Source organism: Nonomuraea rosea, from assembly GCF_039539705.1.
GTDB classification, from domain to species: Bacteria; Actinomycetota; Actinomycetes; order Streptosporangiales; family Streptosporangiaceae; genus Nonomuraea; species Nonomuraea rosea.
Genome location: NZ_BAABDQ010000001.1, coordinates 735,250 through 752,601 on the forward strand (window position 1 = coordinate 735,250; position 17,352 = coordinate 752,601).

The following is a 17,352-nucleotide window of genomic DNA, read 5'->3' on the forward strand; positions in this document are numbered from 1 at the left end:
CAGCCAGGATTTGCAACATGATGGCTTCTGAACTGCTCATACAAGAGAAGCAGCGCCTGCCGATGGTCACTCTTCGTGCACGGCATCGGCGAGTTCGCTCCGGGCGATTCCGCTGAGGGCGTGCATGGCTTCCGCTCACGAGCTCGGGCGGCCAAGGTGGGATGCCATGAGGGTCTTGGTGCTGGGTGGCACAGAGTTCGTGGGTCGGGCGTTCACGCTGGAGGCGCTGACGCTGGGCTGGAAGGTGACGACGTTCAACCGGGGCCGGCACGAGCCGGCCGAAGGGGTCACGGCGCTGCGCGGCGACCGGTCGGCGCCCGGCGGGCTGGCGGCGCTGGAGCGGGGCGAGTGGGACGTGGTGGTCGACACCTGGTCGTGGGCGCCGTCCGCGGTCAGGGACACCGCCGCCTTGCTGGCGGACCGGGCCGGAAGCTATGTCTACGTGTCCAGCCGGTCGGTCTACGCCGGCCCGGTGCCGTTCGGGGCGGACGAGAGCGCGCCCGTGGTGGCGGCGTCGGCCGATGACGGCGACGGCGACTATGCCAAGAACAAGGCGGGGGCCGAGCTGGGCGCGGTGGCGGCCTTCGGCGAGCGGGCCCTGCTGGCCAGGGCCGGGCTGATCCTCGGGCCCTACGAGAACATCGGCCGGCTGCCCTGGTGGCTGACCAGGATCGCCCGGGGCGGCCCCGTGCTGGCTCCCGCGCCGGGTGAGCTCGGGCTCCAGTACATCGACGCGCGCGACCTGGCCACGTGGTGCCTGCGGGCGGCCGAGCAGGGGCTCGGCGGGGCGTATGACGTGGTGAGCCCGCACGGGTTCACCACGATGCGGGAGCTGCTCGAAGCGTGCGTACGGGCGACCGGGTCGGACGCCGAGCTGCGCTGGGTGGCGGCGGAGAAGATCCTCGCCGCGGGGGTGACGCCGTGGATCAACCTGCCGATCTGGCTGGTGGGCGAGGACTACGACTTCATGCACGGGAGTGATGTGTCCAAGGCGGTGGCGGCTGGGCTGCGGTGCCGTCCGGTGGCGGAGACGGTGGACGACACGTGGGCGTGGCTGCGCGCCATCGGCGGCCAGGCCCCCATGCGCCCCGACCGCCCCGCGGTCGGCCTCGACCCCGCGGTGGAAGCCGCCCTGCTGAACTCCTGAGTCGTCTTCTTTCACCGGGGGGCTGGGCTTTGGCTACTGGCTGTTGGGGGTGGTGCGATAGGTGCGGATGAGGTCGTAGACGGCGGCGACCAGGGCGATGAGCACAGACGTCAGCACCACGAGCAGCCCGTGCCGGAACGCCGTGGCCCAGCCCTGCCCCAGCGCGCCGAAGAACGTCGAGCCCGTCGCCGCGATCCCGATGGCCGCCCCCAGCCGCTGCCCCGTCTGCAGCACCCCCGCCGCGCTGCCCCCGCCCTCCGGCGGCACCTCGGACAGCGTGATGGCCTGGTTGGGCGAGATCACGAGGCCGCTGCCCACACCCGCGATCAGCAGCGGCAGCGCGGTCGCCAGGCCCACCATCTCCCCGGGCACCAGCGCGGTCGCCGCCATCGTCGCCAGGAGCCCCACGATCACCGTGGCGAGCCCGAACGCCACCAGCCGCCGCCCGGCGCGGGCGACGAGCCGCCCGCCGACCACCGAAGCCGACGCCGAGCCCAGCGCGAACGGAGTGATCGACAGCCCGGCCATCAGCGCGCTGTACTGGTGCCCGCTCTGCAGGTAAAGCGTGAAGATGAAAAAGATTCCCGTGAAACCGGCGAAGTAGAAGAGCGCGATGATCGACCCCAGGCTGTACGACCGCTTGCGGAACAGCGCGAGGTCCACCAGCGGCTCACGCCAGTAAAACCGCTCCCACGTCACGAACCCGGCCAGCACCACCAGCGCCGCCGGAATGAGCAGCCACTTGGTATCCCCCTCCCACTGGTGCCGCTGGATGAACGGCAGCAGCAGGCCCGCCACACCTATGCCGAGCAGCAGCACGCCCACCGGGTCCAGACTCTCCCGCCGCCGCTTCCCACGCGACTCCGTACCCGGTGGGACGCCCTCCTCCATGCTCGCCGGGGCCGGCTGCGGTGCGGGCAGGAACTTCCTGGCCAGGGGCAGGAGCACGATGCCGATCGGCACGTTCACCAGGAACACCCAGCGCCACCCCTGCTCGTGCCCGAACGCGGTGACCAGCGCGCCGCCGATCAGCGGCCCGGCCGCCGTGGACACTCCGATGGTGGCCCCGAGCGCGCCGAACGCCCGGCCCCGCTCCTGTCCACGGAACATCTGCTGGATCAGCCCCGAGACCTGGGGGTTCACCATCCCGGCCGCCAGGCCCTGGACGAGCCTGGAGACGATGAGCACGTTCATGTCCCAGGCGAACCCGCACGCCGCGCTGGACACCGTGAACAGCACCACGCCCCACATGAAGAGCGTCCGCCGGCTCCGCGCGTCCCCCAGCCGCCCGGCAGGGACCAGCAGCAGGCCGAACGTGAGCGCGTAGCCGGACAGGATCCACTGCAAGCCGTCCTCGGTGGCGTGCAGCCCCTCGCGGATCGACGGCAGCGCGACGTTGACGATGCTCACGTCCAGTCCGGACATGAATGCCGCCGCCAGGCACACGGCCAGCGCGCGCTTGCGGGTGTCGACCCCGGACGCCACCATCACGGCAACCTCTCCGCCCTACGGCAGCAGAAGACGGTACCGGCTACCGCATGAGGCACATGATTCCCACCAGGTCGCGAAATATCACCCACCAAGCATTTCTTTGCCGCCCCAGCAACCGACTGAAGGGGGGAAGGCGGAGAGCCAAAGGGGGTTGGGCCGAGCGGAGCCGAAGGCGGGCGGAGCATCCGAAGAGGGTGAGGGCCGGAGGCGGGCGGACGGGCCAGCGCCGGAGAGTGCGAGACCGAAGAGAGCGGGCCAGAGGGGCGGGCGTCCGAAGGAGTCGCCAGGGCCGAACTGTCCGAAGGGGTGGAACGGGTCCGAGGGGCCGAAGAGGTCCGAGGGGCTGGAGGAGGCGTACTGGTTGGGTGCGTTCTGGGGGTAGAGGTTCGTTTCTTTGCGGATGCCGGGTAACGTCCGATCATGGACACGATGGCCGTCGAGCAGAACGGCATCAACGCGGTCCCAGAAGCCGAGCGGCGCGGCCGGCCGCGGGACCTCTTCTGGCCGTGGGCAGGCTCGAACCTGTCCTTGTTCGGCATCGCCTTCGGCGTCTACATCGTCGGTCTCGGCCTGGGCGTCCTGCCCGCGATCATCACCGGAGCCATCGGGTACGCCCTGTCGTTCCTGCTGGTCGGCCTGGTCGCGATCGGCGGCGCGCGCTCGGGCGTGCCCACCATGACGCTGGGCCGGGCGCCGTTCGGCTACCACGGCAACAAGCTGCCCACGGCGTTCAGCTACATCTCGAACGTCGGCTGGGAGATCGTGCTCGTCACCCTCTCCGCGCAGAGCGGCAAGGCGATCCTGGCGCGTCTCGCCCCCGGCGTCCCGGCCACGACGGCCACCGCGCTCTGCTTCGCCGTCGCCGCCGTCGTGGTGATCGTCGTAGGCGTGTACGGGCACGCCATGATCATGGCGGTGCAGCGCTACCTGACGTACGTCTTCGTCGTCCTGACGGTCGTCTACCTGGTGCTGATGGCGCCGAAGCTCGGCGTGTCGCTGGAGAGCACGGCGGGGCCGGGCGGCTGGGCCGGCGGGATCATCTTCGCCATGACCCTGCTCGGCCTCGGCTGGGTCAACTGCGGCGCCGACTACTCCCGCTACCTGCCGTCGAGCTCCCGCCCCCGGTCGGTGGCGCTGTGGACGATGCTCGGGGGCGCGTTGCCGCCCATGGTGCTGCTCGTGTTCGGGGTGCTGCTGGCGGGCGGTGACCCCAAGCTGGCCGCGGTCGCGAGCGTCGATCCGGTGGCGGCGCTGGCGGGGGCGTTGCCCACCTGGTTCCTGCTGCCGTACCTGCTGACCGCCATCGGCGGCTTCCTGGCGGGAGCGATCATGGACATCTACTCGTCGGGGCTGTCGATGCTGGCGCTCGGCGTGCCGGTCAGGCGGCACTACGCGGTGCTGATCGACGGGGTGCTCATGGTGCTCGGCGGCTACTACCTGCTGTTCGTCTCCACCAGTTTCCTCGGGACCTTCCAGGCGTTCCTGGCGATCGCCGGCGTGGTGATGGCCGCCTGGGTGGCGATCTTCCTGGTGGACATGTGGCGGCTGCGCGCGGGCGGCGCCGCTTACGACGAGCGGCTGCTGCGGGCCGGCGCGCCCGCGCTCAACCTGGCGGGGCTGGTGTCGCTGGTCGTGGCCTCGGTCGTGGGACTCGGGCTGATCACCTCGTCCGACCCGAACATCGCCAAGGTCGTCGGGTTCCTGATGAGCGACGAGGTCAAGGCGGGCACGTTCGGGATGGCGAACATCGGGGTGGTCATCGCGCTCGTGCTGGCGGGGCTGCTGTACTTCGCGATCACGAGCGTGACCCGGCGCAGGGTCGTCTGAGGAACGGCGGGCCGGAACGGTTGTTTTGGACGGCACCTCAACTCTGTGGTTACTGTTGGTCATTGATGATGGACATTCCGTTGCGACTGCTGCGCTGGGCGGTGCACGTCACCGGCGGCGGGCTGCTCGTGATCGCGGTGCTCACCGTACTGCGCGAGGACGGCGGGGCGCAGGCGGCCGGGGGCGTGCTGCTCGGCCTGCTCTATGCGGCGGGCGCGCCGGTCGAGCGCTGGTGGCCGGGGGCGAGACCGGGGTGGCTCGGGCTGGTGACGGCGGGGTGGGCGGTGCTGGCCGTGGCGGGCGCGCCGTTCGTGTGGCTGGCCTTTCCGTTGCTGTTCGCGTACCTGGATGTGCTGCCGTTGTGGGGGGCGATGTTCGGGGTGGGGGCGCTGACCTCGGCGGCGATCCTGATGGCGGCCTGGCATGCGGGCGAGCTGACGCTCCCGCTGGTGGTCGGGCCGGGTGTCGCGGCCGTGGTGGTGGTGTTGCTGGCCCTCGCCTGCCGGGCACTGCATGCCGAGATCCAGGAACGGCGCCCTGAAGAGAAGGCACGGCCCCAGCCTCTCAAGCCGTAACGGCCAGGCACGTGGCAGGCAGGCGCGTGACCGTCAGGCGCGTGGCAGGCAAGCGCGCGTGACCGTCAGGCGGTGACGATGGCGAAGTCGGGGACCGGGCGGTCGAGGACGGCGACCAGGCGCTGCAGCACCGTCGTGTCGCCCTCGCGTTCCACCCCCTCCACCCCCTTGCCCGCCAGCAGCCCCACGAGCTGCGCCTTCGTCAGCCGCAGGGTGAGGTCGGCGAGCTCGTCCTGCGGATCCGGCTGCTGGATCAGCGCGCCGTTGGACAGCAGCGTGCGGTGCCGGCGCCCCAGATCCGTGAGGTGCCAGTCGATGGACAGGCGCTCGTGCCAGGCGCGCGGGCCGTTCACGCGGATGGCGATCGAGTCGAAGATCTGCTCCACGCTCAGCGCCGCGAACAGGTCCAGCGCGGTGGCCTCCATGGTCGCGGGCACGATGCCGTCGGTCAGCTCCAGCGCCCCCATCAGGTAGAAGTTGCGCCACGTCGCGTTCTCCGCCCCGTGGCCGAGCCGCGTGTAGACCTCGGCGAGCAGGTCCCTGGCCTCCTTGTTGCCCTCGTCGGCGAACACGGCCTGGTTGAGGAGCTGGGCGGCGAAACGCAGGTCGTTCTCGTCGATGTAGCGCCTGGCGAACGCGACCACCGCCGAGCCGCCCCCCAGGCACTCCACGTAGCGGATCGCGCTCTCCCTCGGCGGGTGCTCCCACAGATGCGCCGGATTGCCGTCGAACCAGCCCAGGTAGCGCTGGTAGATGGCCTTGACGTTGTGGCTGACGGAGCCGTGGTAGCCGTGCGTGTGCCAGGACTGCTCCAGCTCGGGCGGCATGTGGACGGCCTCGGCGATCTCGGCCGCAGTCAGCCCTTTGTTGATCAGCCGCAGCGTCTGGTCGTGCAGGTAGGCGTACATGTCCCGCTGCTGCTCCAGGAAGCGCACGATCGCGTCGCGGCCCCAGGTGGGCCAGTGATGCGAGGCGAAGGCGACGTCGGCCCGGTCGGCGAACAGGGCCACGGCCTCGGTCAGGTAGCGCGCCCAGACGCGCGCGTCGCGCACCTCGGCGCCGCGCAGGCTGAGGAGGTTGTGCTGGTTGTGGGTGGCGTTCTCGGCCAGGCAGAGGGCGCGGTGGGCGGGGAAGAGGATGTTCATCTCGGCGGGGGCCTCGGTGCCCGGCGTGGGCTGGAAGACGACGCTGACACCGTCGATCCGCTCCTCGTGGCCCGTACGCACGATTTCGACCGTGGGCGGGATGAGCGACATGCTCCCCGTCGAGACGGTCAGGCCGAGCCCGCAGCCGATCTGGCCCTCGGGCGAGCGCGACAGGGCGGGGCCGTAGAGGTAGACGGCGCGGCGGGTCATCGCGGGGCCCGCGTAGACGTTCTCGGACACCGCGTGGTCCATGAACCCGCCGGGGGCCAGGATCGGCACGTTTCCGTCGGTGACGCCGCGTACGCCGCCGAAGTGGTCGGAGTGCGAATGCGTGTAGATGACGGCGGTGACCGGGCGGTCGCCGCGGTGGTCGCGATAGAGCTTCAGCGCGGCGGCGGCGCACTCGGTGGAGATCAGCGGGTCGATCACGATCACGCCTGTGGCGCCTTCGACCAGGGTCATGTTCGACAGGTCCAGGCCGCGTACCTGGTAGACGCCGTCGGTGACCTCGTACAGACCTTGTCTGGCGCACAGCTGGCTCTGCCGCCAGAGGCTCGGGTGGGCGGTCTCCGGACATTCTTCCTGAAGGAACGCGTAAGAGTCGTTGTCCCAGATGACCCTGCCGTCCGTCGTTTTGATCACGGCGGGGCTGAGTTTCGCGATGAAACCGCGGTCTGCGTCGTCGAAGTCGCCCTTGTCGTGAAATGGAAGGTCTGCCATGCATAGCCGCATGCCCTGGATCCGAGCCAGGTAGCTCAATAAACGCCCCTATTAGCATGAATCTCGGGCAATAGGGACAGGAGCCACAGGCAGGTGTCCGCGGCTCGCCACAGACCGCGTGCCGCCGGGTCGCTCTCGTGCGGTCCGGCACGAGGTCGCTAAGCTTACGGAATCGTGCGAGACATCACGGTATTCAGCGGCAGCGCCCATCCCGACCTGGCCGAGGAGATCTGCTCCCACCTGGGCACACGCCTGCATCCCGTCCGGCTCAACCGCTTTGCCAATGACGTTCTGGAAGTGCAGCTCCAGGCCAATTGCCGCGAGCGCGACGTGTTTCTGATCCAGCCCTTGGTGCCACCCGTGCAGGAGCACCTGGTCGAGTTGCTACTGATGCTCGACGCCGCGCGCGGCGCGTCCGCGGCCAGGATCACGGTCGTTCTCCCCCACTATGCCTACGCCCGTTCGGACAAGAAGGACGAGCCGCGCATCTCCATCGGCGCGCGCCTGGTCGCCGATCTGATGGTGGCCGCGGGTGCCAGCCGGGTGCTGGCGATGACGTTGCACTCGCCACAGGTGCACGGTTTCTTCAGCGTGCCCGTCGATCACCTGCACGCGCTGCGGGAGCTGGCCGCGCACTTCCGCCAGTACGACCTGTCGAACACCGTCGTCGTCTCCCCCGACCTCGGCAACGCCAAGGAGGCCGCCCACTTCGCCCGCCTGCTCGGCACCGGCGTCGCGATGGGCGCCAAGCAGCGCTTCAGCGACGACCGCGTGGTGATCAGCTCCGTGATCGGCGAGGTGACCGGCAAGGACGTGATCATCCTGGACGACGAGATCGCCAAGGGCAGCACGGTCATCGAGCTGCTCGACCGGCTGCGCGAGCAGCGCGTGCGTACGGTGCGGGTGGCCTGCACGCACGGGCTCTTCGCGGGCGGGTCGATCGAGCGGCTCAGCTCGCTGCCCGAGGTCGAGGAGATCGTCTGCACCAACACCGTGCCGCCGCCGCCCAAGCCCAGCGACAAGCTCACGGTGCTGTCGATCGCGCCCGCCCTGGCGGAGGCCATGCGCCGCATCCACGACGGCGAGTCGGTGAGCGCCCTGTTCAGTACATCCTGACGATCTGCGCGGTGACCCGCCTGCCCTGGTGAGAGGCCAGGAACGTGATCACCTCCGCCACCTCCTCCGGCTGGGCGACACCGAGGAACACCGGGCTGTCGGCGACCGACCGCTCCACCTCCTCGTTGACCCAGCCGGTGTCGGTCACGGGCGGGTAGACCATGTTGGCCGTGACGCCGTACGCGCGCAGCTCGTGCGCGGCCGACATGGTGTAGTTCTCTTGAGCGGCCTTCGCCGCGCCGTAGGACACCTCGGTCGGGAAGCCGCCGGGGCCGCCGGAGGTGAGGCCGATGATGCGGCCCCAGGACGCGCCGCGCTCGACGTGCCGCCGGGCGAACTCGGCGATCAGCAGTGCGGCGGCGCGCACGTCCACCGCGAACTGCCGGTCGTGCGTCTCGGCGTCCACCGGCCTGAGCGTACGGCCGAAGCTGTCGGACGCGCTCGGCGTGAAGGTGTTGCCGAGCGAGGCACTCGCGTTGTTGACCAGGATGTCCACCGGGCCGAGCGCCTTCTCGGCCTGGTCGAACAGGGATCCCGGGGTCGCGGGGTCGGCCAGGTCGGCCTCGGCGGCCTCCGCCGTGCCGCCGGCCGCGCGGATGCGGGCGACCACCTCGCCGGCGTCGCCGCCGCGAACCTGGTCGTAGGCGGCGGGATAGGCCGGATCGCGCAGCGGGGTCAGGCGCTTGTAGGTGAGGAAGACGGAGACGCCCTCCGCGGCGAGCGCGATCGCGGTGGCCGCGCCGATGCCCTGATTGGCCCCCGTGACCAGCGCGACTTTCCCAGTCAGGCGGGTATCGATCATAGTGGCCATCATGCACGCAGCGACTGACCACCTGCTACGGCATTTTCTGGAACGTGTCGAACCGGCCGTCCCCCTGGTCGCCCTGTGGGCCCACGGCTCACTGGCGGCGGGCGACTACCGGCCGGGGAGGAGCGACCTCGACCTGATCGCCGTCCTGGACGCACCCGTGACGATGGAGCAGTGGCGGCGGATCAAGGCCGTGCACCGGGGGATCGACTCGCCGCTGGCGGGCCGGTTGCACTGCTCGTACATGGCCAGGCAGGAGCTGGCGGACCTGGGCACCGAGCACGTGTCGTGGGCGCACGAGCAGATCTTCCGCCGTCCCGTCACCGCGATCACGCGGCGCGAGCTGCACGAGGGCGCGCTGCTGCTGTCCGGGCCGCCGCCCGCCGGGCTGCTTCCCGAGGTGTCCGACCAGGAGCTGCACGACTTCGTCCGGACGGATCTGCGGGACTACTGGCTGGAGAAGACGCGTGGCCGGCGGCGCTGGCTGCGCGACGTCTGGGTGGACCTGGGCATGGTCACCGTGGCCAGGGCCACGGTCACGCTCAGGGACGGGCGCCTGATCAGCAAGCTGGCGGCGCTCGACGTGCTGGCCGAGCTGGGCGCGCCGGAGAGCGTGGTGGCCGACGTGCGCGCCCGCCGGTACGACACGCCCGCTCCGGTGCTGAGCCGGTTCAGGAGGGGCAAGCTGGCTCGGGCCTTCATCAGGTCCGCGATCAGGAAGGCCTTGAGCGAGACCTCCGGATGAGAGTCAGCTCAGAGTGGCGGTCAGGGTGGTCAGGGCCTCGATGATCTGCTCCGGGGTCAGCCCGAGTGTGCCGCGCTGGTGGCCGTACACCTCGGGGGCCAGCGGGGCCAGCAGGACGTCCACCAGGGCGTCCGGGTTCGGTGTGCCGGCCGCGACGAGGAGCGCGCGTACGTGCGCCCGCCAGAACCCGTACGCGCCCGTCTCGAAGCGCGAGCGCCCGACCTCGGTCCCGAGCACCAAGTGGGAGTGCTCCTCCAGCAGCCGCACCATGGCCGCGTAGAAGGCGGCGAGCCGCTCGGCCGGCGGCGCTCCCGGGCCGAGCGGCGGTTCGCCGCGCAGCAGCCGCTCCTGCAGGGCCCGCTCGTGCTCGTCGAGCAGCGCCACCGCGATCGACGCGCGGTCGGGATAGCGCCGGTAGAGCGTGCCCCGGCCCACTCCGGCCTTCTTGGCGATGTCCTCCATGGTCACCTCCTGTGGGGGCCGGTCCGCGAAGAGCAGGGCGGCGGCGTCAAGGATCCTGGCGCGGTTGCGGGCGGCGTCGGCTCTCTCCATGCGCCCATTGTAGGTGGACATATCGTCCGGTTATAGTGAAGCGGACGATATGTCCACTTAAAGGAGTCCTCATGCTGCTGCACCTGGACGCGAGCGCCCGGCGCGCGGGCTCGTTCTCACGCACGCTGTCGGCCCGGTACGCCGAGACCTGGCGCGCGGCCCACCCGGGCGGCCGGTACGTCTACCGCGACCTCGCGGCGCAGCCGGTGCCGCACATCGGCGAGGCCTGGACCGAGCTGTGCGACTACGTCCTGGAGCACGAGATCACCGACATCGCCCGTTATCGGGAGGCGGTGCGCACGCCCGCCCAGCAGCGGGCGTGGGCCGTCCTGGCGCCGCTGCTCGACGAAGTCGTGGCGGCCGAGGTGATCCTGATCGGCACGCCGATGTACAACTACTCGATCCCGTCCGCGCTGAAGGCCTGGCTCGACCAGATCACCTTTCCCAGAATGTCGCTCGCGGGCCGCTCGTTCGTGGTGACGGGAGCGCGCGGCGGCGCGTACGGGCCCGGCACGCCGCGCGAGCCGTACGACCACGAGGAGCGCTACCTCCGGGACTTCTTCAAGGGCCACTTCAGGGTCGAGGACGTCACCTTCGTGCACGCGGAGCTGGTCAACGCCCGCCTCGACCCGGCGCTGGCGCACCTGCGCGACCGGCACGAGGAGTCCCTGGCGGCGGCGCTCAAGGAGGTGGCACGGTGAACCCTCAAGGAGGTCGCATGGTGAACACGACCAGGACGGCCGACCTCGCGCCGAGAGGCGGGGGATAGTCTTGGCGCGAGTTACCACCTGAACCAGGGGAAGGGCGACAAATGGGGGAAATCAGGCAGTCCTATCTGGTGGCCGCGAGCTCGGCGGTGTCGCTCCTCCGCGACCCGGCCGTGAAGGCGGCATGGGACAAGCCGAGCGCGCTCACGGAGTTCACCGTCGCGGGGCTGGCCGGGCACCTGGCCCACCAGCTCGTCAGGGTCGGCGACGTGCTCTCCCCGAACGGGGAGGTTCAGGAGCCCGTCGAGCTCATCGAGCACTACACGCGGTCTCCGTGGGTGCAGGCCGGCCTCGACCACGAGAGCAACGTCGGCATCCGGCGGGCCGGCGAGGCCTCGGCCGCCGCCGGGCCCGACGCGCTGGTCGGCAACGCGCAGTCGCTGCTCGACCAGCAACTGGCCGCGCTGCCCGCCGAGCCGGCCGAGCGGGTCGTGTTCGTACGGTCGTCGGGATGGTCGCTGCGGCTCGACGACTTCCTGCTCACCCGGCTGGTGGAGCTGGTCGTGCACTCCGACGACCTGGCGGCCAGCGTCGGCGTGGAGACGCCCGAGCTGCCCGCGCCGGTCATCGATCCCGTGGTCAAGCTGCTGGCCAGGCTCGCCGTGCACCGCCACGGCGCGACGGCGGTCATCCGCACGCTGAGCAGGGCCGAGCGCGCCCCCGCCACCATAAGCGCCTTCTAGCCCGCTCAAGCGGTGATCATGCGCAGGGCCGCGACCACCTCGCGGCCCGACAGCGCGCTGTCCGGATCGAGCAGCCACTGTGACAGGAACCCCGTCAGCATGGCCTGATAGACCGTCCCGGTCAGCCGCCCCCGCTCGGGGTCGCCGCCCGGGTCGACGCCCTCGAACAGCTCGGCCAGCCCCAGCCGCCCCTCCTTGATGCCCCGCACGAGCTGCTCGCGCACCTCCGGCATGTGGTCGATCTGCCCGAGCAGCTCGAACTGCGTGACCCACATGGGCCGCAGCCTGGTGAACGACTCCACCACCCGGTCCCACGCCGCCTCGAACCGCTCCAGCGGCGTGGCGTCCGCCTCCACCTCGCCCGCCAGCGTCACCGCGAGCTCGTCGCCCCACTCCCGCATGGCCGCGAACACCACCTCGTTCATCAGCGCTTCCTTCGACCTGAAGTGATAGCCGATGCCGGCCAGGCTCACGCCCGAGGCGTTGGCTATGTCACGCGCCGTCGTCCGCGTGTAGCCCTTCTCGATCAGGCACTGCTTCGCCCCGGCCAGGAGATCTTCCCTGTTTCCCATATTGAAAAGATTAGCACAATCGTCCTAGACAAGCGTCTGAGACAGATGTACTTTCAAGCCATGACGAACATCCTCATCTCCGGGGCGAGCATCGCCGGCACCACCACCGCCTACTGGCTCCGCCGCCACGGCTGCACCGTGACCGTCGTCGAGCGAGCCCCCGCGATCCGCGAGGGCGGCTACAAAGTGGACATCCGCGGCGCGGCGCTCCAGGTGATCGAGCGCATGGGCCTCTTAGACGCCGTCCGCGCCAGGAGCACGGACATGCGGATCGCCACCCACTACGACGCCAAGGGCCGCCGGGTCGCGACCCTGGACGCCGACCTGTTCGGCGGCCGGATGAGCGACGACCTGGAGATCATGCGCGGCGACCTCAACGAGCTGCTGTACGACCTGACCAGCGACGACGTCGAGTACATCTTCGACGACTCCATCACCGCCATCGCCGAGGACGGCACGGTGACGTTCGAGCGCTCGGAGCCGCGCACGTTCGACTTCGTCATCGGCGCCGACGGCGCCCACTCCACCACCAGGCGGATCGCCTTCGGCGAGGAGTCCCGTTTCGCCCGCGACCTCGGCTACTACATCTCGATCTGCACGGTCCCCAACACGCTCGGCCTGGACCGCGAGGAGGCCGTGCACGCCGCCCCCGGCAGGACCGCGAACGTCTACAGCACCCGCCAGGACACCGGCGCCAAGGCCCTGTTCATGTGGTCGTCGCAGCCGCTGGACTACGACCACCGCGACGTGGCCGGGCAGAAGGAGCTGCTGACGCGGGCCATGGCCGGGTCGGGATGGCAGGTCCCCGCCCTGCTGGAGGCCGTGCGCGACGCCAAGGACTTCTACTTCGACTCGGTGAGCCAGATCCACATGGACCACTGGTCGAAGGGGCGCGTCGTGCTCGTCGGCGACGCGGGCTACTGCGCCTCCCCCGCCTCGGGGCAGGGGACGAGCCTGGCGCTCGTGGGGGCGTACGTGCTGGCGGGCGAGCTGACCGCCGGCGGCGGGGCGGACGGGTACGAGCGCGAGATGCGCACGTTCGTCGAGGCCAACCAGGCGCTCGGGCCGGCCAACGTCAAGGGCATGGTGATCGGGTCGCGGGCGGCCCTGTGGTTCCAGACCAGGATGATCAAGCTGCTCCCCCACCTGCCGGGCCGCGACCGCATGGTCGAGCGGGTCACCGGACCGATCTCCAGGGCAGCGAACGCCATCACACTCAAGCAGTACGTGGAATAAAGCGTTCCGTTCTGCTATAGTAAGAGCAGAACGTTCCGTTCCACAGCAAAGGGGTTTGTCATGACCATCCTCGTCACCGGTGCCACCGGGACCGTCGGCCGTCTCGTCGTCGAGGAGCTCCGCGCGGCCGGGCAGCAGGTGCGGGCCCTGACCAGGAACCCCGCCAAGGCGGGCCTGCCCGAGGACGTCGAGGTCGTCGCCGGAGACCTCGCCGAGCCCGACTCCGTGGCCGCCGCCTTCGAGGGCGTCACCGGGGTCCACTTCATCAACTTCGCGGGCGACGACTACGCGCCGCTCCCCGACGGCGCGCGGCTGGTCGAGCTGGCCGTCAAGGCGGGAGTACGGCGCGCCACGGTGCTCGGCGGCCGCGCGGACGGCGCCCTTGAGCAGGCGCTGGCCGGCACCGACATCGAGTGGACGCTGCTGCACCCGGTCGAGTTCATGTCCAACACGCTGCGCTGGTGGGCGCACACGGTCAGGACAGAAGGCGTCATCAAGGAGCCGTTCGGCGAGCGCCTGAGCGCCCTGGTGCACGAGCGCGACATCGCCGCCGTGGCCGCGACGGTGCTGGTCGAGGGGGGCCACGGCGGCAGGACGTACACGCTGACCGGTCCCGAGGCGATCACCCTCCAGCGGAAGGTGGCCATCCTCGGGGCGGCGATCGGCAAGAACGTGGAGTTCGTGGAGCTGACGGTGGACGAGGCCAGGGCCAAGTGGGCGGCCGACGGCATGGGCGAGGAGACCATCGAGTTCCTCGTCGGCGCGCTCGGCGACACCCCCGAGGCCGGCTACACGGTGGTCCCGACCGTGCGCGAGGTCACCGGCCGGGACGCGCGCGGCTTCGCTCAGTGGGCCGCGGAGAACGCCGACGCGTTCCGCGACTGATCGGTGACCTCGGGGAAGTCCTCGACCGGGGTCCGCTCGCCCAGCAGGTGCCGGTCGAGGAACGCGGCCAGGTGCGCACGGGTGATCCGCAGCGCCCGCGTGCCGTCGAGCTCCTGAGCGGGGATGCCGAGCGCGGGCCTGAGCACGGCGTAGTCCACGAACGCCGAGTGGTCGGTGCCCGCCACGGTGATCCAGCGCTTCCAGCCGGTCAGGTTGGCCCAGGACTCGCGCCACGACTCGTCCGCGCCGCCGGGCGTGTGCTTCGGCGACCCGATCAGCAGGAACGGCCGGTCGAGCGGCGCCACGATCGGGTTGAACGTGCCGTCCAGGTTCACCCCGGCCTTCACCCGCGAGTCGGCGAGCATGGCCTGGGCGGCGCTGTTGCCGCCCATCGAATGGCCGGCCATGGCGATCGCCGAGCGGTCGATCACCTTGCCCCACCGGCCCTTGAGCAGCTCGTCCAGCACGAACCGCACGTCCGTCACGCGGCTCGCGGCCACCTTGGCGCCGTCCTGGCCCTTCACGCACGCCAGGCAGGAGGTGGTCCGGCCGTCGGGGAACGTGGTGGCGACCGACTCGTAGGTGTGCTCCACCGCCGCGACCAGGTATCCCCTGCTGGCGAGGTCCTCGGCCAGCGAGGTGAGGGTGGCGCGGGGGAACGTGAAGCCGGGCGACATGATCACCAGCGGCAGGCCGCCCTTGGCGGTCCGCACGGGGGCGCCGGTCCTGGCGTGCGTCCTGGTCTTGGTGAGCGCGTCGGGGGCGACGCCCTCCAGGCCGGGCACCTCCTTCAGGATCGCGGCGGACTCTTGCGGGGTCACGTAGGGGGCGCGTTTCCCGGTGGCCCGTTTCGCGGGGTACCAGAGCGAGACCATGAGCTCGCGCTTGTCCGCCTCGGGGTTCCACGGGTCCCGGCGGCTCGCGTCGACCAGGTACAGGCTGGTCGTGCCGACGGGCTTCGCTCCGGTCGGCGCGGGGAGCGCGAGCTCGGGCCGTGCTTGGGCTTGGGCTTGGGTGGCGCCGGACAGGACGATCAATGACAGGGCTGAGACAGCCAGGGTTCTCCGCATGGGGACCAGGCTGGCCGCCACGGCCGTCGCACCGTCCGCCCCGATCGTCGATCGGCTTCTACGACTTTCGTCGTAATATCCTTTCCTGACCGGCCCATACGCTGTGACCATGCGGTTCGTTCTGCTCGGCGCCGGTGTGGGCGCGCTCTCGCTGCTCGTGGTGCACGGCCAGGCCGGGGTGCGGTCGGACCTGCCGCTCCCGGTGCTGGTCGCGGTGGCCGCGGTGGCGGGCCTGGCCGCCTGGCGGGCGCAGCGGTCCTGGTGGCCGCTGGCCGCGGCGGGCGCCGTCGCCTACGTCTGGCTGGTGATGTGGCCGCCGCTGCTGGCCGCCTCCTTTTTCGCCGGTACGACGCTGCGCAGGGGCCGCGAGCTGGCCGCGTACGTCGGCGCCGCCGTGGCCGTGGTCGGGCTGTCCGCCGTGGTGGGCCTGGTGCGGGGCGGCGAGCACGAGCTGGCCACGGCCACGACCGGGAACGCGCTGCTGACGGCGACGGCGGTGATCGGGCTGCCGCTGGCGCTGGGGCTCTGGTACCGCGCCAGGCGGGAGGTGCAGGCGGCGGCCAGGGAGCGGGCCGGGCGGCTGGAGCGCGAGCAGGTCATGCGCGCCGAGCAGGCCAGGGCGCAGGAGCGGGCCAGGATCGCCAGGGAGATGCACGACGTGGTCGCGCACCGGGTCTCGCTGATCGTGCTGCACGCGGGGGCGCTGGAGATGCGGGCGGGCGACGAGGAGACGGAGCGGGCCGCCGCCCTGATCGGCGGGATCGGGCGGGAGGCGCTGACGAACCTGCGCGACGTGCTCGGCGTCCTCCGCACGCCCCTGCCCGAGGGCGTCGTCTCGGCGGGGCGGGAGGTGGCGCTGCGCCCGCAGCCGACGCTCGGGGACCTCGACCGGCTGCTCGACCAGTCCCGCGCCCTGGGCATCGCCGTCACCAGGCATGACGAGGGTGCGCCGCGGCCGGTCGAGGCGACCGTGGAGCGGACGGCGTACCGGGTGGTGCAGGAGGCGCTGACCAACGTGCACAAGCACGCCGGGAACGCGGGCACGGACGTGCGCATCCGCTACCTGGACGACGAGCTGGAGGTGGAGGTGCGCAACGGGACGCCGGCCGTGTCACGCGAGGAGCTGCCGGGCGCGGGCTGGGGCCTGGTGGGGCTGCGGGAGCGCGTCGAGCTGCTCGGCGGCACGCTGCGCACCAGCGCGCAGGCCGGCGGCGGCTTCCTCGTCCACGCCAGGATCCCGGCATGAACCCGCCACCCGGCCGCGACCCCGGCATGCCCGAGACGCCCGGCCGCGACCCCGGCGTGCCCGCCCCTCCCGGCCGCGACCCCGGCGTGCCCGAGACGCCCGCTCGTGGCCCTGGCATGATCCGGGTGCTCGTCGTGGACGACGAGGAGCTCGTGCGGTCGGGGCTGCGGCTGATCCTGGAGGCCGCGGGCGGCATCGCGATCGCCGGGGAGGCCCGCGACGGCCACGAGGCGGTCTCCGCCGTGCGGCGGCTGCGGCCCGACGTCGTGCTGATGGACGTACGCATGCCGGGCCTCGACGGCCTGAGTGCCGCCGCCCGCATCCTGGCCGGCCAGGACCCGCCCAAACTGGTCATGCTCACCACGTTCGACCTGGACGAGTACGTGCACGAGGCGCTTCGCCTGGGCGCGGTCGGGTTCCTGCTCAAGGACACCCCGCCGCGCGAGCTGGCCGCCGCCGTCCGCACGGTCGCCGGCGGCCAGGCCATGCTCTCCCCGTCGGTCACCAAGCGCCTGCTGGCCTCGTACGCGACTCGCGCCCCCTCACGGGCCGAGGCCGCGCGCAAGCAGCTCGCCGGGCTCACCGGCCGCGAGGAGGACGTGATCAGGGCGCTGGCCCGCGGCCTGTCCAACGCCGAGATCGGCCGCGAGTTGCACCTCACGGAAGCCACCGTGAAAGCGCACGTCAGCCGCGTCCTGGCCAAGCTGGGCCTGGCCAACCGGGTCCAGGCGGCCATCCTGGTCCACGACGCGGACCTCGGCTGAGCC

Annotated in this window: 17 protein-coding genes; 11 read left to right on the forward strand and 6 right to left on the reverse strand. The window is 71.2% G+C overall.

Annotated features, from left to right (window positions below):
• Positions 1 to 166: 166 nt before the first annotated feature.
• Complete coding sequence (locus ABEA43_RS03630) at positions 167 to 1,147, forward strand: NAD-dependent epimerase/dehydratase family protein (RefSeq protein WP_345558572.1); 981 nt, start codon at positions 167 to 169, stop codon at positions 1,145 to 1,147.
• Between the two features lie 33 nt (positions 1,148 to 1,180).
• Here the strand turns inward: ABEA43_RS03630 and ABEA43_RS03635 are convergent, their stop codons facing one another.
• Positions 1,181 to 2,635, reverse strand: coding sequence for an MFS transporter (locus ABEA43_RS03635; protein WP_345558574.1), 1,455 nt, complete (start codon positions 2,633 to 2,635; stop codon positions 1,181 to 1,183).
• Positions 2,636 to 3,058: 423 nt separating this feature from the next.
• Between ABEA43_RS03635 and ABEA43_RS03640 the strand changes: the two genes are divergently transcribed.
• Positions 3,059 to 4,465 (forward strand): purine-cytosine permease family protein, encoded by a 1,407-nt coding sequence (locus tag ABEA43_RS03640; protein ID WP_345558576.1) that lies wholly within the window; start codon positions 3,059 to 3,061, stop codon positions 4,463 to 4,465.
• Positions 4,466 to 4,530: 65 nt separating this feature from the next.
• Positions 4,531 to 5,040 carry a hypothetical protein gene (locus tag ABEA43_RS03645; protein WP_345558578.1) on the forward strand — a complete coding sequence of 170 codons (510 nt, stop codon included), beginning with the start codon at positions 4,531 to 4,533 and terminating at the stop codon, positions 5,038 to 5,040.
• A gap of 65 nt (positions 5,041 to 5,105) precedes the next feature.
• Here the strand turns inward: ABEA43_RS03645 and ABEA43_RS03650 are convergent, their stop codons facing one another.
• Positions 5,106 to 6,905 (reverse strand): alkyl/aryl-sulfatase, encoded by a 1,800-nt coding sequence (locus ABEA43_RS03650; protein ID WP_345558580.1) that lies wholly within the window; start codon positions 6,903 to 6,905, stop codon positions 5,106 to 5,108.
• Positions 6,906 to 7,079: 174 nt separating this feature from the next.
• On the opposite strand from ABEA43_RS03650, the gene ABEA43_RS03655 reads away from it, so the two are divergent.
• On the forward strand, positions 7,080 to 8,021 hold the full coding sequence (locus ABEA43_RS03655) for a ribose-phosphate diphosphokinase (protein ID WP_345558582.1): 942 nt from the start codon (positions 7,080 to 7,082) through the stop codon (positions 8,019 to 8,021).
• Here ABEA43_RS03655 and ABEA43_RS03660 read toward each other — a convergent pair.
• Positions 8,008 to 8,823, reverse strand: coding sequence for an SDR family NAD(P)-dependent oxidoreductase (locus ABEA43_RS03660; RefSeq protein WP_345558584.1), 816 nt, complete (start codon positions 8,821 to 8,823; stop codon positions 8,008 to 8,010). The two genes, ABEA43_RS03655 and ABEA43_RS03660, sit on opposite strands and share 14 nt — an antisense overlap.
• Before the next feature lie 10 nt (positions 8,824 to 8,833).
• Here ABEA43_RS03660 and ABEA43_RS03665 point away from each other — a divergent pair, with 10 nt between their 5' ends.
• Positions 8,834 to 9,574 (forward strand): nucleotidyltransferase domain-containing protein, encoded by a 741-nt coding sequence (locus ABEA43_RS03665; protein WP_345558586.1) that lies wholly within the window; start codon positions 8,834 to 8,836, stop codon positions 9,572 to 9,574.
• Between the two features lie 3 nt (positions 9,575 to 9,577).
• Here the strand turns inward: ABEA43_RS03665 and ABEA43_RS03670 are convergent, their stop codons facing one another.
• Complete coding sequence (locus tag ABEA43_RS03670; protein WP_345558588.1) at positions 9,578 to 10,126, reverse strand: TetR/AcrR family transcriptional regulator; 549 nt, start codon at positions 10,124 to 10,126, stop codon at positions 9,578 to 9,580.
• A 71-nt stretch (positions 10,127 to 10,197) separates the two neighbouring features.
• Here ABEA43_RS03670 and ABEA43_RS03675 point away from each other — a divergent pair, with 71 nt between their 5' ends.
• On the forward strand, positions 10,198 to 10,827 hold the full coding sequence (locus tag ABEA43_RS03675) for an FMN-dependent NADH-azoreductase (protein WP_345558590.1): 630 nt from the start codon (positions 10,198 to 10,200) through the stop codon (positions 10,825 to 10,827).
• A 110-nt stretch (positions 10,828 to 10,937) separates the two neighbouring features.
• The gene (locus ABEA43_RS03680) at positions 10,938 to 11,576 is read left to right on the forward strand and encodes a maleylpyruvate isomerase N-terminal domain-containing protein (protein WP_345558592.1); all 639 of its coding nucleotides are present in this window, start codon (positions 10,938 to 10,940) and stop codon (positions 11,574 to 11,576) included.
• A gap of 5 nt (positions 11,577 to 11,581) precedes the next feature.
• Here the strand turns inward: ABEA43_RS03680 and ABEA43_RS03685 are convergent, their stop codons facing one another.
• Entirely contained in the window at positions 11,582 to 12,148 is a 567-nt protein-coding gene (locus tag ABEA43_RS03685; protein ID WP_345558594.1) for a TetR/AcrR family transcriptional regulator, read from the reverse strand.
• Between the two features lie 60 nt (positions 12,149 to 12,208).
• Between ABEA43_RS03685 and ABEA43_RS03690 the strand changes: the two genes are divergently transcribed.
• Entirely contained in the window at positions 12,209 to 13,384 is a 1,176-nt protein-coding gene (locus tag ABEA43_RS03690) for an FAD-dependent monooxygenase (protein WP_345558596.1), read from the forward strand.
• 60 nt (positions 13,385 to 13,444) lie between these two features.
• Positions 13,445 to 14,269 (forward strand): NmrA family NAD(P)-binding protein, encoded by an 825-nt coding sequence (locus ABEA43_RS03695; RefSeq protein WP_345558598.1) that lies wholly within the window; start codon positions 13,445 to 13,447, stop codon positions 14,267 to 14,269.
• Here the strand turns inward: ABEA43_RS03695 and ABEA43_RS03700 are convergent.
• Positions 14,230 to 15,339, reverse strand: a complete 1,110-nt coding sequence (locus ABEA43_RS03700; protein WP_345558600.1) for an alpha/beta hydrolase family protein — start codon at positions 15,337 to 15,339, stop codon at positions 14,230 to 14,232. The two genes, ABEA43_RS03695 and ABEA43_RS03700, sit on opposite strands and share 40 nt — an antisense overlap.
• A gap of 109 nt (positions 15,340 to 15,448) precedes the next feature.
• Here ABEA43_RS03700 and ABEA43_RS03705 point away from each other — a divergent pair, with 109 nt between their 5' ends.
• A complete protein-coding gene (locus ABEA43_RS03705; protein WP_345558602.1) occupies positions 15,449 to 16,585 on the forward strand; it encodes a sensor histidine kinase in 1,137 nt (378 codons plus the stop codon).
• Positions 16,586 to 16,701: 116 nt separating this feature from the next.
• A complete protein-coding gene (locus tag ABEA43_RS03710) occupies positions 16,702 to 17,349 on the forward strand; it encodes a response regulator (RefSeq protein ID WP_345558789.1) in 648 nt (215 codons plus the stop codon).
• The last annotated feature ends 3 nt before the right edge of the window (positions 17,350 to 17,352 follow it).

Excerpts from the sequence above, each read along its gene's own strand:
- ABEA43_RS03635 (WP_345558574.1), bottom strand. The coding sequence starts at position 2,635 with ATGGTGGCGTCCGGGGTCGACACCCGCAAGCGCGCGCTGGCCGTGTGC.
- ABEA43_RS03695 (WP_345558598.1), top strand. The coding sequence starts at position 13,445 with ATGACCATCCTCGTCACCGGTGCCACCGGGACCGTCGGCCGTCTCGTC.
- ABEA43_RS03710 (WP_345558789.1), top strand. The coding sequence starts at position 16,702 with ATGATCCGGGTGCTCGTCGTGGACGACGAGGAGCTCGTGCGGTCGGGG.
- ABEA43_RS03645 (WP_345558578.1), top strand. The coding sequence starts at position 4,531 with ATGATGGACATTCCGTTGCGACTGCTGCGCTGGGCGGTGCACGTCACC.
- ABEA43_RS03670 (WP_345558588.1), bottom strand. The coding sequence starts at position 10,126 with ATGGAGAGAGCCGACGCCGCCCGCAACCGCGCCAGGATCCTTGACGCC.
- ABEA43_RS03690 (WP_345558596.1), top strand. The coding sequence starts at position 12,209 with ATGACGAACATCCTCATCTCCGGGGCGAGCATCGCCGGCACCACCACC.
- ABEA43_RS03630 (WP_345558572.1), top strand. The coding sequence starts at position 167 with ATGAGGGTCTTGGTGCTGGGTGGCACAGAGTTCGTGGGTCGGGCGTTC.
- ABEA43_RS03680 (WP_345558592.1), top strand. The coding sequence starts at position 10,938 with ATGGGGGAAATCAGGCAGTCCTATCTGGTGGCCGCGAGCTCGGCGGTG.
- ABEA43_RS03705 (WP_345558602.1), top strand. The coding sequence starts at position 15,449 with ATGCGGTTCGTTCTGCTCGGCGCCGGTGTGGGCGCGCTCTCGCTGCTC.
- ABEA43_RS03640 (WP_345558576.1), top strand. The coding sequence starts at position 3,059 with ATGGACACGATGGCCGTCGAGCAGAACGGCATCAACGCGGTCCCAGAA.
- ABEA43_RS03650 (WP_345558580.1), bottom strand. The coding sequence starts at position 6,905 with ATGGCAGACCTTCCATTTCACGACAAGGGCGACTTCGACGACGCAGAC.
- ABEA43_RS03700 (WP_345558600.1), bottom strand. The coding sequence starts at position 15,339 with ATGCGGAGAACCCTGGCTGTCTCAGCCCTGTCATTGATCGTCCTGTCC.
- ABEA43_RS03660 (WP_345558584.1), bottom strand. The coding sequence starts at position 8,823 with ATGATCGATACCCGCCTGACTGGGAAAGTCGCGCTGGTCACGGGGGCC.
- ABEA43_RS03665 (WP_345558586.1), top strand. The coding sequence starts at position 8,834 with ATGCACGCAGCGACTGACCACCTGCTACGGCATTTTCTGGAACGTGTC.
- ABEA43_RS03675 (WP_345558590.1), top strand. The coding sequence starts at position 10,198 with ATGCTGCTGCACCTGGACGCGAGCGCCCGGCGCGCGGGCTCGTTCTCA.
- ABEA43_RS03685 (WP_345558594.1), bottom strand. The coding sequence starts at position 12,148 with ATGGGAAACAGGGAAGATCTCCTGGCCGGGGCGAAGCAGTGCCTGATC.